A 15,625-nucleotide genomic window follows, 5' to 3' on the forward strand; every position below is an offset into this window, starting at 1 on the left:
TTTTAAGTTGCTTTTTTTATTTGAATTTTCTATTATTTTCTAATAGCTGAAAAATAGATTTTTTTATTTTTTTCTTCCCAATCTCTTGCAGCAGTTGAAGATGTTTTGAGTGATGTGTATCAGTGCCAACAAAGTCATAAAGACCTTCTTGAATAAGCTTAGTGCTAATTTTTTGGACATTTTCTCCATATTGTGGAGTTAGTGATAATAAGTTTAATTGAAATAAACAGCCTGCTTTTTTTAATTTATAGTAATTTTGGAAATCATTGTGGTAAAAATTATAACGTTCAGGGTGCGCTAGTACTGGTTTGTAACCTTTTAGTTGAATCTCAAAAATAATCTCGTACAAATTAAAAGGGGCATTAAAAAATGACATTTCTACCAAAATATAATTGTCTTTTAAAGTTAGGATGTCATTCTTTTCTAAACGCATAGAGAATTGTTCATCCATCATGTATTCTGCAGCTGCAGAAATGCTAACATCAGATATATTTTGACGTTCTAATTCATTCTGTACTTCAATAAGTTTTTCTTTGATAGTAGCACTGCTATTTGGGTACACTTCACCCAAAACATGCGGAGTTGTAATAAAGTTTTTAATTCCGTAAGAACTCATTTTTTTTATCAATTCTATAGAGTTCTCTAAACTTTTTGCTCCATCGTCAATCCCTGGTAATAAATGAGAATGAATGTCAACGAAACCATCTGGAAACAATTCTGTTAAAGGGATTTTTTTCTTTTTTAAAAACAACATTTAAATATGTATTTACTGCAAATTTACGATTTTAAAGCAACAAAAAATAGATCATTGAGTTAATAAATCTTGAGGTTTCTAAATCTAATCTTTTATATCATTGTTTATTCGGGTTTGTTATAATATATTTGAATTCCTTATATAGTTTTTTATGATTTTAATTGCTGATGGCGGTTCTACAAAAGTTGATTGGATTGCACTTAATTCGAATAGAGAAGAGGTTTTTAGAGTTAAATCTCTTGGTTTAAATCCTGCTGTAGTTTCAGAAAATGAATTGCAAAAAAGAATTTTAATTGTTTCTCAATTAATAAAGATTAAAGAACAAATTTCTGAAATCCATTTTTATGGAGCTGGATGTGGGACGCCAATTCCGGTTAAAATTTTAAAAGATATTTTAGAAGCCATTTTTATCAATGCAAAAATTGTTGTAGCAGAAGATATGTTGGCTGCAGTATATGCTACATCTGGAGTAAAACCAGCAATTGTCTGTATTTTAGGAACGGGGTCTAATAGTTGTTATTTTGATGGAGAACATTTAGAAATGAAAACAGCTTCGTTAGGGTATACAATTATGGATGAGGCAAGCGGAAATTATTTTGGTAAAATTTTATTGAGAGATTTTTATTACGAAACTATGCCAAAAACGATTGCTTCAAAATTTAAAAATGAATTTAATTTAGATGTTGATACAGTTAAATTTAAGCTGTATAGACAAGAAAATCCGAATATGTATTTAGCTAGTTTTGCGAAGTTTATGTTTGAGCATAAAAGTGAAAAATACATTCGGAAAATGATTAAAAAAGGATTTAAAACCTTTTTTAAATATCGAATTTTACCATTAAATAAACCCCCTGAAACGCCAATTTATTTTATCGGTTCTATTGCCTTTTATTTTAGAAATATTTTAGAAGATGTTGCTGGTAAATACAATTTAAAAATTACAGATGTTATTCAAAAACCAATCGATAATTTGGTGCAATACCATAAAAAAAAATCAATCGATAAAATCTAATGTTCTTTCCAAAGCCATTCCTCTAGAACCTTTTATCAAGATATGATGATCTTGAATGGTTTTATTTTTTAAATAATTTTGCAATAAATCAAATGATTGAAATTTTGTAAACCGTGTTGTTGTTTTATAGAATAAGTTTCCAGCTAAAATAACATTTTCTAATTCTAATTCACGGCAATAATTACTTATATATTGATGTTCTTCATCGCTTTCTTTTCCGAGTTCGAACATGTCTCCCAGAATTGCAATTTTGTAGTCAGATTTTATCGCGCTAAAATTATCTAATGCCGCTTTCATGCTGGTTGGGTTAGCATTATAAGCATCTAAAATAATAGTATTGTTATTTTTTGTTCTGATTATTTGAGAGCGATTGTTTGTTGACTGATAATTTTCTAATGCTTTTTTAATATGCTTGTTTGTTATTTTAAAATAATGACCAATAGTAATTGCTGCAGAAATATTACTAAAGTTATAACTGCCAATTAAATTGGTTTGAATGATTTGATTTTCAAACTGAATCTTTACAAATGGATTTGCGTCAATAAACTGTATGGATTTGTTTAACGAGATTGTGTTGCTTTTTTTTGTTTTTGCTACCTGAATTGCATCATTTGTATTGACAAAAACTGTTTTATCGGTACTTTTTAAATACTCATAAAGTTCCGATTTAGCGTTAATAACTCCTTCAATATTACCAAAACCTTCTAAATGTGCTTTTCCAAAATTTGTGATATAACCAAAATCTGGAGCTGCAATAGCGCATAAAAATGCTATTTCTTTAGGATGATTTGCGCCCATTTCTACAATCCCAATTTCTGTTTTTGGTGTCATAGATAACAAGGTTAAAGGCACGCCTATATGATTGTTTAAATTGCCAACAGTTGCTGTTGTTTTATACTGAGTTTCTAAAACAGCATTGATGAGTTCTTTGGTTGTTGTTTTGCCATTACTTCCAGTTAATCCAATAATGGGGATGTTTAATTTATTTCTATGATATTTAGACAGTTGTTGTAGTGTTTCTAAAACATTATCAACTAAAATAATTTTTTTTGATGTTGCATACTTTTCTTCATCAACAATACTATATAGCGCACCCTTAGAAATTGCTTGCTCGGCAAACATATTTCCATTGAAATTCTCTCCCTTTAAGGCAAAGTAAACGGTATTCTTTCTAATTTTTCGAGAATCTGTATCAACTAGATAATGTTGAGAATAGATGTTGTATAAAGCTTCAATATTCATATTTTAAATATAAAAAACCTCACTGTAATAACATACAATGAGGCCTATTATTTTTTTGAAAAGTAAAAATTACCTTCTTGCGCTTCTGGCTGTTCTTCTTTGGTAGGTCATTGGGCCAACTCTATCAGTAACACATCTAAAACCAATATAATTTGTAGACATGTATTCTGGCAAATACCTTCTTTGTGCTGGGTCTAACCAGTATTCTCTATCGCTCCATGAACCACCTTTGTAAACTCTTGTATTGTCTCCAATTAATGTAGATCTAAATTTAGAATCATATTTTTTAACAATATTTCCAATACTATCTCTTTCATCTCTTGGGGTTTTAGGAGAATTATACATTGCAGGGTCGTTTGCAAATTGTGTTAAATCTGATTGATAAAACCTTGAAGAATTTCTGTCGCCATCACCTAAATTAGAATTGTCAGCGACTCCGTAATTTCTTCTCATGTATATTTCATCTTTTGTAATAGGAACATATTTAATGCTTCCTGGTAAATACAACGGAATTATTTTTCCGTTATCTAACGTGTCATATTCAATAGAGTTTTCATCTACAATAACAACTTTACCATCCTTGTTAATCATTTTTTTAGTAAAAATATTACCTCTAAAATAATTAAAATCATTTGCTTCAACATCTATATGAGGTCTGTAAACATCAGCTACCCATTCTGCAACATTACCAGACATATCATACAATCCAAATGCATTTGGTGGATATGATTTTACTTTAATCGGAATGTCAGAACCATCGCTACTCCAACCAGCCAAACCACTATAATCTCCTTTAGATTGCTTAAAGTTTGCCAATTGATCTCCTTTGTATCTTTTAGATTTGTCTCTTGTGTATTTTCCTGCCCAAGCGTATTTTTTTCTTCCTCTAAGATTGTTGTATTCTCTGGTTTCAATAATTGATTTTGCAGCATATTCCCATTCTGCTTCAGTTGGTAAACGGTATTTTTGTGCTAAAATTCCATCAGAAGATGTTACTTGTCTTCCCGTAAAAGCTCCTCTTTCTGGTCTTGGTTCTCCTCTTTTTCTTTTAACATTGTTTGGCAATCCTTTTTTGTAAATGGTAGAATCTCCATCAAATAAGGCATATGGATTGTCTAAATAAACATCTGTGTCAAAAACATTTTTTCCTTTAAAATCAATTGAATCCATTTTCCAGATGTTTTTTATAACACCTTTGTCCATTAAGATTTTTAAGTTTACGGCATTTGTTCTCCATTTGCAATATTGTGTTGCTTGCAACCAACTAACTCCAACAACAGGATAATCAGCATATGCTGGATGGCGTAAATAATTTTCAGATAATAAATCGGTATTTCCTAAGCTTTTTCTCCAAACCAATGTGTCTGGTAAAACAGAATTATAGATGTGTTTGTACTTTGGGTCTTCAGGTGGATATACATTCTTGGTATATTGCATAAACAATACATATTCTGCATTGGTTACTTCTGCTTCATCCATATAAAAAGAACGAATGTGCATTTTTTTAGGAGTTGTATTCCACTCAAACATTACATCATCTTGTACTTGTCCCATTGTAAAAGTTCCACCTTCAATTGCTACCATTCCATTTGGTGGTTTAGAGCCTTCAAAAGATTTACCTTTTATATAGTTTCCGTAATCTGGATTGTTAAATTTCCATCCAGTTAAAGAAGAAGTACAGTCTGTACAAGTTTGACAGTTAGTAAGTGTTAAACTAACAATTACTAATAAAGAAAATTTCAATAAGTTTTTCATGTATCTTATTTAAATCTATTTAGGGTTTTTATTTAGCTTTGCAATTTACAATAATTATGTTTTCTACCAAGATAATTAACTTTTTTTACAAGCTGTTTCAATTATTCAAATTATAAACGATTGTTTTTTACCTTTATTATAAGTATTCTTGCATTAGCTTAAAATATCGTAAACTTTACAGCGTTATTTTGATGAACAAATGAGAAAAATACAATTCCTTTTTTTAGCACTTATGGGTTTTAGCGCCTTAAGTTTTTCGCAAACTACAAATTCTGTTTTGTCTAACGGCAATTGGTATAAGTTTTCTGTGGATACAACTGGTGTTTTTAAGATTGATGTTTCGCTACTTCAAAAAATGGGAATTAATACCGCAAATTTAAACCCAAAAAACATTAAAATTTACGGAAATGGTGGTGCCATGTTACCTCAAAAAAACAGTGATTTTAGATATGCTGATTTACAAGAAAACGCAATTTATATTGAAGGTGAAGATGATGGTGTTTTTAATTCAGAGGATTTTATTCTTTTTTATGCAAAAGGACCTCATGATTGGGTTTTGAATCCAAATTTAGAAACAGCAAGTCATCGTCAAAATATTTTCTCTGACAAAGCGTATTATTTTTTAACGGTTGCAGAAACCAACGGTAAACGAATTACAGAATTGCCAACGAACACCAATCCTGCTACAAAAACCATTTCTATTTTTGATGATTTTGTATTTTATGAAAAAGAAACCAGAAACTTATTTGCAATAGGAACCCAATGGTTTGGAGAAGATTTTAGTGTAGAAAATGTTCAAAATTTTATCTTAGATTTTAAAACAATCGACACAAATTATCCCATTAAAGTAAAAGTTGCTGGTGCAGCAATATCTGCTTTGTCTTCTACAATAGAAGTAAAAGTAAATACTCAAAATGCATTTTCAATTAGTTTCCCTGGCGTGGCAAATGGCTCGTTAACTTTAGGGTATCCAAATTTTAACTCTTCAGACATCAATGTAAATTCCGACGCAATTAACGTTTCTGTCACTTATAATAATAATGGAAATCCGGGTGCAAAAGCATATTTAGATTATATAGAAATTGTTGGAAAAAAACAATTAATTGCCGATGGGAAACAATTTTCGTTCAGAAGCTTTGAAGCATTTAAGACAAAGGGAATTGTAGCATATCAAATACAAAACGCAGCAAATATTTCTCAGCTTTGGGATGTTACTGATCCTATCAACCCTAAGAAAATTCTTAATTCATCAACTGGAAATGATTTTACATTTAGAACAAATGGCGGAGTTTTAAATGAATTCATTGCCATTAATCAATCTGATTATTTTACGCCAAAAGTTACAGAGAATCCGTTGGTAAAAAATCAAAATTTACACGGGTTAAAAGACATAAATTATATTGTTATTACCAATGATGAGTTGTTTGGGCAGGCACAAAGGTTGGCAGATTATCACCAAGACAATTCTGGCTTATCAACAAAAGTGATTCAGCTTTCCGAGATTTATAATGAATTTGGTTCTGGTGCTCCAGATATTACCGCTGTTAGAGATTTTCTTAAACGTATTTACCATTCAAACTCTACTGCAGCGAGTAAATTAAAATATGTATGTTTTTTTGGTGATGGCTCTTACGATTATAAAGATAGAATTACCGATAACAATAATATTGTACCAGTTTTTGAATCTTCTCAGAGCTTTAACTTGGCAACTTCTTATGTTACGGATGATTATTTTGTAATGTTAGATCCAAATGAAGGATTGATGTTAACATCAGATACCATTGATGTTGCTTCCGGTAGAATTCCGGTTTCTACTGTGCAACAAGCATCTGAGGTTGTAGATAAAATTTTAAGTTATTACAATACAGCTTCTTTTGGAGATTGGAGAAATACCATTACGTTGGTTGCAGACGATATTGATGCAAACGGAGAAGAAACATTGCAGGCTGGAGTAGAAAGAATTGCGGATTCTATTAAAAAACACAAACCTATTTTTAACATCAATAAAATTTACGCGGATGCATATAAACAAGAAAATTCTTCTGGTGGCGAACGTTATCCGCAGGTAAATATCGCATTAACAAATGCTATTGAAAAAGGTACTTTGGTCTTAGATTATTTCGGACATGGAGGTGAAGATGGTTTTGCAAGCGAACGCATTTTAGAAGTTCCGCAAATTCAAGGGTTTAAAAACCCAAAAACATTGCCCTTATTTATCACAGTAACTTGCGAGTTTTCTAGATTCGATAATCCGTTAAGAACTACTGCTGGTGAGCTAATCTTTTGGAATAAAAATGGTGGCGCAGCAAGTTTAATTACCACAACAAGAGAAGTTTTTATTTCTACAGGACAAAGTTTTAACGAACGCTTGTTGAAGATTTTATTACAATTTAATGGAGAGGATGAATCAATTGCAGCATCTTTAATGGCAGCAAAAAATGGATTTTCTAGTTTTCAAAAGTTCTTTATTTACTATTTAGGAGATCCAGCAATGAAATTGGCAATTCCAAAGCCAAATGTTCAAATCACCAAAATGAATGGCATTAATATTACTCAATCTTTAGATACGTTAAAAGCCTTGTCTAAAGTGAGTTTTGAAGGAGTTGTAACCGATAATATAAATCAAGTGCTTACCAATTTTAACGGTACATTATCTACAACAGTATTTGACAAACCAATTCATAAAACAACGTTAGACAATAATAATTTTGGCATTAAAATGGATTTTGATTCTAGAGAAAGTAAACTGTTTAGAGGAAAATCTAGTGTTACAAACGGTACTTTTAAATTCGATTTTATTGTGCCAAAAGATATTAAAGTTGCTTACGGTAAAGGAAAATTAAGTTTTTATGCGTCTGATGAAAAGGAAGATAAATCTGGAGCAAACTTTGATGTTGTTGTTGGCGGAATTAATCCAAATGCAACTAGTGATACCGTTGGACCTGAGTTGTCGATTTTTATGAATGACGAATCTTTTATAGAAGGCGGTAATACGAACACATCTCCAAATTTAATCGTTTCATTATCAGATGTAAGCGGAATAAATACGTCAATTACGTCCATCGATCATGATATCGTAGCAATTTTGGACGGCGATCAAGCAAATCCAATTATATTAAACGATTATTACGAAACCGAATTAAACGATTTCACCAAAGGAAAAGTGGTGTATCAATTACGAGATTTAGCTGTTGGAAATCACACGCTAAAAATAAAAGCTTGGGACACGTATAATAATTCATCTGAAGCGACGTTAAATTTTAAGGTTGTTAGCGATAGCGGATTGGTGTTAGAGAATGTGTTAAATTATCCAAATCCGTTTGTGGATTATACCGAGTTTTGGTTCAATCATAACAAGCCAAACGAACCACTAGAAGTACAAGTTCAAATTTTTACCATTTCTGGAAAAATTATCAAAACAATAAATAGCAGAATTCAAACAACTGGAAATTTATCTAGAAGTATCAATTGGAATGGTCTAGACGATTTTGGTAACCGATTAGGAAAAGGAGTTTATATCTATAAATTAAAAGTAAAATCAACGATAAGTAATCAGTATTCAGAAAAATATGAAAAATTAGTCATACTTTAGTCTCCTTGCTTGATTACAACAAACCTAAAATTTAAAAATGAAAAAAAGTTACTTACTATCTACAATAATAGTGTGTTTTATGGTTGTAAACACCATACAAAGTCAATCTAACTCAATTACAACAGCTGCGCCGTTTTTATTAATTACTCCAGATGCAAGAGCAGGAGGAATGGGAGATATTGGAGTTGCAACTTCATCGGATGCATTTTCATTATTTCACAATCCATCTAAAATTGCATTTAATACAAATCAAATTAGTATTGGTGTAAATTATACGCCTTGGTTGCGTAATTTGGTAGATGATATTTTTGTAGGAGGATTATCTTATGTGAATAGGTTTAGCGAAAATGCAGCTTGGGCTGTAGATTTTAAGTATTTTTCTTTAGGGAAAATTGAATTGACAGATTCTAGCGGAAATTCAATCGGAACAGAAAATCCAAACGAATTAGCAGTTTCTGGATCGTATGCTTTAAAATTAAGTGAAACCTTTTCTATGGGTGTTGGTTTGCGATACATTCATTCTAATTATAAATTGAGTGTTCAAAACCCAAACATCAAAGCAATCAATTCTTTTTCGGTAGATGTTTCGGGGTATTATAGATCTCTAGAAGAAAACTACGGAACATTTAATGGAAGATATCGTTTAGGGTTTAATATATCTAACATCGGCCCAAAAGTTTCTTATGTTCCAGGAAAAGAAGATTTTATTCCAACCAATTTAAGATTGGGTGGTGGTTTTGATTTTATCTTAGATGATTATAATATTATCGGAATCAATTTAGAAACTACAAAATTGTTAGTGCCAACTCCACAGCCAGATAATTCTGATAAAGACAAAGGATTTATTTCTGGAATGTTCTCCTCTTTTGGTGATGCGCCTGGCGGATTTAGCGAAGAAATAAAAGAATTTACCTATGCTTTAGGTGCAGAATATTTGTACAATAATGCTTTTGCTTTAAGAGCAGGATATTACCACGAAAGTGAAGATAAAGGTAATAGACAATACTTTACGATGGGTGGCGGATTTAAAGCAAGATCTTTTTCGTTAGATTTATCATATCTAATGAACTCTTCAAATGTAAATCATCCTTTAGAAAACACCTTACGATTTTCTTTATCGTTTGATTTAGGCGAAATTTATGATGATTATTAGTATCTTCGTTTGTACACTAGTTAACATTTTATATGAAAAAAATTGATGTAGTAGCTTCTGCAACCGTCTATGAAGATGTTTCAGAATTGCCTTCAAACATTCAAATGCTTATGAATAAAGCAATTGAAGCTCGTAAAAATGCATACGCACCCTATTCTAAATTTAGTGTTGGTGCAGCATTGTTATTAGAAAACAATCAAATTGTTTTAGGAAACAATCAAGAAAGTGCAGCATATCCATCTGGAATGTGTGCAGAAAGGGTTGCAATTTGGAAAGCTGGTTCAGATTTTCCTGGAGTGAAGGTAAAACAATTGGTAATTACTGCAAGTTCTAGTATTTCTAAAGTAGATAGACCCGTTGGTCCTTGTGGCGCATGTAGACAAACATTATCGGAATACGAAATCAATCAAAAAGAACCAATAGAAATTTATTTTATGGGCGAGGTTGGTAAAATTGTAAGAACTAAATCGTTGTTGTCTTTATTGCCTTTTTCATTTGATAGTACTTATTTATAATGAAAAAAGATATTTCATCAAGAGAAGATATCCATTTTATCATTACTGAGTTTTATAACAAGTTGACTTCAGATTCAGAAATGATTCCTTTTTTTGAAGAGATTGTAAAACAAAATCATTTAGAAAAGCACATTGATGTTATTTCAGATTTTTGGCAAGATATTTTGCTTAACACCAATACTTACAAAAACAATGTGCTCCAAAAACATTTAGATTTTGATAAAAAAGTCCGTTTTAAAAAAGAACATTTTACCAAATGGTTAGGTTATTTAACAACTACAATTAATGCTTCTTTTGAAGGCCAAGTTGCTCAAAACATGAAAGACAGAGCCAATTCTATTGCCATGGTAATGCAAGTAAAATTTAAATTATACGAATAGTTTAAATTATTTTTTTTTAATTTATATTTAATAAAAATGAATTCTCAATTTTAGAGGATCCATAAAAATCAATAAAAGAACACGCTATTTTTATATTAATAATGTAAAAAGTCTTACCTTGTTTAAGGTTTAAATTAGCAATAATAATGATGAATTCAAAAATTACAGGAACTGGTTGTTACGTTCCAACAGTTGTTCAAGGAAACGATAGGTTTTTAGAACACGAATTTTTAAATGAAGATGGCTCTAAATTTGAAACGAGTAATGATGTAATTATAGAAAAATTCAAATCAATTACTGGAATTGAAGAAAGAAGATATGCAGCGAGTAAATATTCAACTTCAGATTTGGCTTTTTTTGCTGCTCAAAAAGCAATTGAAGATTCAGGGGTTAATCCAGAAGAATTAGATTATATTATTTTAGCTCATAACTTTGGTGATGTAAAAAATCCGGCAGGACAAAGCGATATTTTACCAAGTTTAGCAACAAGAGTAAAACATAGTTTAGGAATAGAAAATCCAAATTGTGTTGCCTATGATATCTTATTTGGTTGTCCAGGTTGGATTGAAGGTGTTATCCAAGCACATGCATTTATAAAAGCAGGAATGGCCAAAAAAGCCTTGGTTATTGGAGCAGAAACTTTATCGAGAGTTGTTGATAAAAGCGATAGAGATTCTATGATATTTAGTGATGGAGCTGGCGCTTGTATTTTAGAAGCTATTGAAGAAAGTAATATCGGTATTTTAAGTCACGCAACACAAACTTTTTCAAAAGAAGAAGCATATTATTTATACTTTGGGAAATCGAATGAAGTAGATGCTACTGAAGATGAAAAATACATTAAAATGGAAGGGCGTAAAATTTACGAGTTTGCTCTAAACCACGTTCCGACAGCAATGAAATCAGCTTTAGATAAAAGTGGAGTTCATATTAATGATGTTAAAAAGGTGTTCATTCATCAAGCAAATGAAAAAATGGATGAAGCAATTATCAAACGGTTTTATAGGTTGTTTAAACAGCAAGTTCCTGATGGAGTAATGCCTATGAATATTCATAAGTTTGGTAATAGTTCTGTGGCAACCGTTCCAACTTTATTAGACTTAGTTTTAAAAGGTCACATAGAACATCAAGAAGTTCATAAGGGCGATGTGGTTATTTTTGCTTCTGTAGGTTCTGGAATGAATATCAACGCAATTGTGTATCAATTTTAAACACTAATTTTCATTTTTATGTGAATAAAAAAAATGAAAATTCTTGTAAAAAAATCTAAATTCTTGTAGTATTTTTGCGCATGCAACAACACAACGTACTTATATTAGATTTCGGTTCGCAATACACGCAACTAATTGCGCGTAGAGTTAGAGAATTAAACATTTATTGTGAGATTCATCCGTACAACAATCCACCCAAAGATTTAACAAATTTTAAAGCAGTAATCCTTTCTGGAAGTCCATCTTCGGTTCGTTCTGAAGATCCACCACATCCAGATTTATCTGAAATTAGAGGAAAAAAACCACTGTTGGCTGTTTGTTATGGTGCACAATATTTAGCGCATTTTTCTGGCGGATTGGTTGGTCAATCAAACACAAGAGAATACGGAAGAGCAAATTTATCTTATGTAAAAGAAGATGAAATTTTCTTTGAAAATATTTCTAAGGGAAGCCAAGTTTGGATGAGTCATTCAGATACCATCAAAGAATTGCCAACAAATGGTTTGCGTTTAGCAAGCACAAATGATGTTGAAAATGCAGCGTATAAAATTGAAGGCGAACAAACCTTTGCAATTCAGTTTCATCCAGAAGTGTATCATTCTACAGATGGAAAGCAATTGTTAGAAAACTTTTTAGTAAAAATAGCCGGAGTTGCACAAACGTGGACGCCAGATTCTTTTGTAGAAAGTACTGTTGAGAAAATTAGAGCAAAAGTTGGAACAGAAAAAGTTGTTTTAGGATTGTCTGGCGGAGTTGATTCTACCGTTGCAGCAGTTTTATTACACAAAGCAATTGGAGAAAATTTACATTGTATTTTTGTAAATAATGGCCTACTTCGTAAAAACGAATTTACTGATGTGTTGAAGCAATACGAAGGAATGGGCTTAAACGTAAAAGGTGTTGATGCATCTGATCGTTTTATGGATGCATTAAAAGGAATTTCTGAACCAGAAGCAAAAAGAAAAGCAATTGGAAATGCGTTTATTGAAGTTTTTGATGCAGAAGCACATCAAATAGATGATGCAAAGTGGTTGGCACAAGGAACTATTTATCCAGACGTGATAGAATCGGTTTCTGTAAATGGTGGACCGTCTGCAACCATTAAGAGCCACCATAATGTTGGAGGTTTACCAGATTTTATGAAATTAAAAATTGTAGAGCCTTTGCGTATGATTTTTAAAGATGAGGTTCGTAGAGTTGGAGCATCAATGGGGGTTGATAAAGAACTATTAGGAAGACATCCTTTTCCTGGTCCAGGTTTAGGAATTAGAATTTTAGGTGACATAACAAGAGAAAAAGTACAAATTTTACAAGAGGTAGACGCCGTTTTTATCAATGGATTAAAAGCCAGCGGATTGTACGATAAAGTTTGGCAAGCGGGAGCTATTTTATTGCCTGTAAACTCAGTGGGAGTTATGGGAGATGAAAGAACTTACGAAAAAGTTGTAGCTTTAAGAGCTGTAGAAAGTACAGATGGAATGACAGCAGATTGGGTTAATTTACCGTATGAATTTTTGCAAAAAACATCTAACGATATTATTAATAAAGTAAAAGGTGTAAATAGAGTTGTGTACGACATAAGCTCTAAACCACCAGCAACAATTGAGTGGGAATAATATACTAAGTGGGCATTTTTTGTGTTATACTACAGAAGTTGCTAGCTATAAAAACGTTTTCTAATAGCAGAAAAATAAATTACATGAAGCATTTTAAATTATTAGTTACCCTTTTTGTTTTTACCATTGCAGTTTCTTGTGGGCAGCAAAAAAAGTACATCACTTATAAGGTGAAGAAAGGTGAAACTATGCGAACCATTGCAAAAAAACTAGATATTGCTACTAAAGATTTACTGACCTTAAATCCTGATGTTGGAAGAAGACCAAAACCAGATACAGAGATTTTTATTCCAAATAAAAACTCAATTAAACTTCTAGAGAAAAGCGATAATTCGAAAGATATTGTTGTAAAAGATACCATTCAAGTTGATACTGATCGTATAAAAAAGCTAGATGATATTGAAGATTTAAACGAAGATTTTATAATTCATAAAGTTCGTAAAGGCGATACCTTTTACAGTTTAACGAGATATTATAATGTGTTAAAATCAGATTTATTAGCGTTAAATCCAACTTTAACTGAGGGATTAAAACTTGGTTCAGTATTAAAGATTAAAAAACGGGTAGAAGGGGAGAGAATTGACATAATCTATAAGGATAGCATTGTGAATGATGCTGTGCTAAAGGTTGCATTATTACTGCCTTTTAGAGCAAAAGTATTTGACACCGTTTCATCACAAGATATTTTTAAAAATAGAGCGTTGCCAAATATTGTCACTGATTTTTATCTTGGTGCAGAATTAGCAATAGATTCATTAAGAAATCAAGGAATTCAAATTGATTTTACTGTTTTTGATACAGAAGATAGAAATACTAAAATTAACGATATTATTACAGAGAATTCTTTAGACGATAAAGATGTAATTATTGGTTCAATTTACTCTGATGAAACGATAAAATTAGCAAATAGTGTAAAAGCACCATTAGTTTTCCCTGTCTTTTCAAACGCTCAAACTTCTTTTACTTCTTCTAGAATAGTAAAAACATCGCCAGATAAACATTTGTATAAAGAGAAGTTGTTGTCGTATGTTACTAAGCAATATAAGAACGAAAATATTATTATTGTTGGCGATTCTACAACAGCATCGATCACAGAAATTAATCAGATTGCAAATATTTTAAAGCAACACGATTCAATTAATGAAGTTTATCAAATTGTTCCGCATTTTGGATATATTGCCCAAGAGCGCTTTTTAAAGATGATGAAACCAGACTCTACTCAGGTTGATAATTGGGTGATTATAGCAACGAATAACGATGTAATTGCTTCAGATGCTATTAATAGTTTGATTAGTTTTCCTGATCCGCCAGAACCAGAAGAAGGAGAGGAGCCAGAGCAAAAAATTAACTATAAAGTAAAATTATTTGGTTTTAATAAGTACGATTATGTTGCATATAATAAGCTTGCACAGTTAGAATTTGTATATGTTACAGATACATATGTAGATGAAAGTTCTTTAGCGGCTAGAGTATTTAATAAACAATATTTACAGAAAAATAAAGCTTTGCCTTCTCATTACGCTACACGTGGATTTGATGTTACTTATGATGTCATTATGCGTTTGGCTTCAGGAAATGACCTGTATGATACCTTCAAAGACGGAGTTTCTTACCGAGTAGAAAGTAAGTTCGATTTTAAGAAAAGACTCTTTGGTATTTCACAAAACAGAGGGTTGTTTTTACTTGAATTTCAACCAGATTTAAGTTTAAAGAGAATTGAGTAAACTAAAAAAAAGCTTCTGAATTTTTCAGAAGCTTTTTTTAGTTGATTTATTTATAAGAAACTAGATTTTTTTCATCTGTTGTTTCATCATTTTTATTTGATCGTTTAGCATACCCTGTTTGTCTAATTTCTTAGCTTCGTTCATTAACATAGTTGCTTCACGTTTTCTTCTTTTTGTCATTGCAATTCCTGCCAACTGTAATTTTGCCATTGCTAAATCATGTCCCATAGACAACCCTAATTTTACCGCTTTTTTTAAATATTTTTCTGCTTGTGTTATATTTGTTTGCGATAACATAATTCCGTGTAAAAAATTATAATAACCTTCTTGCTTTCTTGTTAAGGCAGCACTTGGGTTTTTAATATAGTTCAGCCATTTTTGAGCTCCAGGGAAATTTTGCTTACGCAATTGTAAAAACGCCAATAAAATAAATTCGTTTTTAAAATATAAAAGGATAAAAATTCCGGCTAATAATAAAATAGAGATTCCATTCATGATGTGTCCTTGCGAAAATTCGTACACAGACCAGGCAGTAATTATAGTTGCAATTATTAATTTAAAATTTTTATGAAACATATATTGTTATTTTAATTTTTAAGAAAGCAAAAATACAGCTTTCATTTTATTTTTATCTATCACCTCTAGTCAAATTTCAATAATGAAATTTAAAA

Annotated in this window: 12 protein-coding genes; 8 read left to right on the top strand and 4 right to left on the bottom strand. The window is 31.2% G+C overall.

Annotated features, from left to right (window positions below; all coding sequences use genetic code 11):
* Positions 1–16: 16 nt before the first annotated feature.
* Positions 17–754, bottom strand: coding sequence for a tyrosine-protein phosphatase (locus ACEWL1_RS11245; protein ID WP_409233398.1), 738 nt, complete (start codon positions 752–754; stop codon positions 17–19).
* 151 nt (positions 755–905) lie between these two features.
* Between ACEWL1_RS11245 and ACEWL1_RS11250 the strand changes: the two genes are divergently transcribed.
* Positions 906–1,766, top strand: coding sequence for an N-acetylglucosamine kinase (locus ACEWL1_RS11250; protein WP_409233399.1), 861 nt, complete (start codon positions 906–908; stop codon positions 1,764–1,766).
* Here ACEWL1_RS11250 and ACEWL1_RS11255 read toward each other — a convergent pair.
* Both ACEWL1_RS11255 and gldJ read right to left on the bottom strand, forming a co-directional pair.
* Complete coding sequence (locus tag ACEWL1_RS11255) at positions 1,749–3,008, bottom strand: UDP-N-acetylmuramoyl-tripeptide--D-alanyl-D-alanine ligase (protein ID WP_409233400.1); 1,260 nt, start codon at positions 3,006–3,008, stop codon at positions 1,749–1,751. The genes ACEWL1_RS11250 and ACEWL1_RS11255 overlap by 18 nt on opposite strands.
* Positions 3,009–3,077: 69 nt before the next feature.
* A complete protein-coding gene (gene gldJ / locus ACEWL1_RS11260) occupies positions 3,078–4,763 on the bottom strand; it encodes a gliding motility lipoprotein GldJ (protein ID WP_409233401.1) in 1,686 nt (561 codons plus the stop codon).
* A gap of 199 nt (positions 4,764–4,962) precedes the next feature.
* On the opposite strand from gldJ, the gene porU reads away from it, so the two are divergent.
* From porU to ACEWL1_RS11295, 7 genes are all read left to right on the top strand, one after another.
* Positions 4,963–8,355 (top strand): type IX secretion system sortase PorU, encoded by a 3,393-nt coding sequence (gene porU / locus ACEWL1_RS11265; protein WP_409233402.1) that lies wholly within the window; start codon positions 4,963–4,965, stop codon positions 8,353–8,355.
* A 37-nt stretch (positions 8,356–8,392) separates the two neighbouring features.
* Positions 8,393–9,508 carry a type IX secretion system outer membrane channel protein PorV gene (gene porV / locus ACEWL1_RS11270; protein ID WP_409233403.1) on the top strand — a complete coding sequence of 372 codons (1,116 nt, stop codon included), beginning with the start codon at positions 8,393–8,395 and terminating at the stop codon, positions 9,506–9,508.
* Positions 9,509–9,540: 32 nt separating this feature from the next.
* Positions 9,541–10,023 (top strand): cytidine deaminase, encoded by a 483-nt coding sequence (gene cdd, locus ACEWL1_RS11275; RefSeq protein WP_409233404.1) that lies wholly within the window; start codon positions 9,541–9,543, stop codon positions 10,021–10,023.
* A complete protein-coding gene (locus ACEWL1_RS11280; protein ID WP_409233405.1) occupies positions 10,023–10,403 on the top strand; it encodes a group III truncated hemoglobin in 381 nt (126 codons plus the stop codon). The genes cdd and ACEWL1_RS11280 overlap by 1 nt, the downstream gene beginning before the upstream one ends.
* A 146-nt stretch (positions 10,404–10,549) precedes the next feature.
* Positions 10,550–11,614, top strand: coding sequence for a 3-oxoacyl-ACP synthase III family protein (locus tag ACEWL1_RS11285; protein ID WP_409233406.1), 1,065 nt, complete (start codon positions 10,550–10,552; stop codon positions 11,612–11,614).
* A gap of 80 nt (positions 11,615–11,694) precedes the next feature.
* Positions 11,695–13,230, top strand: a complete 1,536-nt coding sequence (gene guaA / locus ACEWL1_RS11290) for a glutamine-hydrolyzing GMP synthase (RefSeq protein WP_409233407.1) — start codon at positions 11,695–11,697, stop codon at positions 13,228–13,230.
* A gap of 83 nt (positions 13,231–13,313) precedes the next feature.
* Complete coding sequence (locus ACEWL1_RS11295; RefSeq protein ID WP_409233408.1) at positions 13,314–14,954, top strand: LysM peptidoglycan-binding domain-containing protein; 1,641 nt, start codon at positions 13,314–13,316, stop codon at positions 14,952–14,954.
* A gap of 60 nt (positions 14,955–15,014) precedes the next feature.
* On the opposite strand, the gene ACEWL1_RS11300 is transcribed toward ACEWL1_RS11295, so the two are convergent.
* Positions 15,015–15,530 (bottom strand): DUF2892 domain-containing protein, encoded by a 516-nt coding sequence (locus ACEWL1_RS11300; protein WP_409233409.1) that lies wholly within the window; start codon positions 15,528–15,530, stop codon positions 15,015–15,017.
* Positions 15,531–15,625: the final 95 nt, after the last annotated feature.

It is taken from the genome of Polaribacter gochangensis (genome assembly GCF_046224025.1).
In the GTDB taxonomy this organism is placed as follows: Bacteria; Bacteroidota; Bacteroidia; order Flavobacteriales; family Flavobacteriaceae; genus Polaribacter; species Polaribacter gochangensis.

Excerpts from the sequence above, each read along its gene's own strand:
- ACEWL1_RS11285 (WP_409233406.1), top strand. The coding sequence starts at position 10,550 with ATGATGAATTCAAAAATTACAGGAACTGGTTGTTACGTTCCAACAGTT.
- ACEWL1_RS11300 (WP_409233409.1), bottom strand. The coding sequence starts at position 15,530 with ATGTTTCATAAAAATTTTAAATTAATAATTGCAACTATAATTACTGCC.
- cdd (WP_409233404.1), top strand. The coding sequence starts at position 9,541 with ATGAAAAAAATTGATGTAGTAGCTTCTGCAACCGTCTATGAAGATGTT.
- ACEWL1_RS11245 (WP_409233398.1), bottom strand. The coding sequence starts at position 754 with ATGTTGTTTTTAAAAAAGAAAAAAATCCCTTTAACAGAATTGTTTCCA.
- gldJ (WP_409233401.1), bottom strand. The coding sequence starts at position 4,763 with ATGAAAAACTTATTGAAATTTTCTTTATTAGTAATTGTTAGTTTAACA.
- ACEWL1_RS11250 (WP_409233399.1), top strand. The coding sequence starts at position 906 with ATGATTTTAATTGCTGATGGCGGTTCTACAAAAGTTGATTGGATTGCA.
- ACEWL1_RS11255 (WP_409233400.1), bottom strand. The coding sequence starts at position 3,008 with ATGAATATTGAAGCTTTATACAACATCTATTCTCAACATTATCTAGTT.
- ACEWL1_RS11280 (WP_409233405.1), top strand. The coding sequence starts at position 10,023 with ATGAAAAAAGATATTTCATCAAGAGAAGATATCCATTTTATCATTACT.
- ACEWL1_RS11295 (WP_409233408.1), top strand. The coding sequence starts at position 13,314 with ATGAAGCATTTTAAATTATTAGTTACCCTTTTTGTTTTTACCATTGCA.
- porV (WP_409233403.1), top strand. The coding sequence starts at position 8,393 with ATGAAAAAAAGTTACTTACTATCTACAATAATAGTGTGTTTTATGGTT.
- porU (WP_409233402.1), top strand. The coding sequence starts at position 4,963 with ATGAGAAAAATACAATTCCTTTTTTTAGCACTTATGGGTTTTAGCGCC.
- guaA (WP_409233407.1), top strand. The coding sequence starts at position 11,695 with ATGCAACAACACAACGTACTTATATTAGATTTCGGTTCGCAATACACG.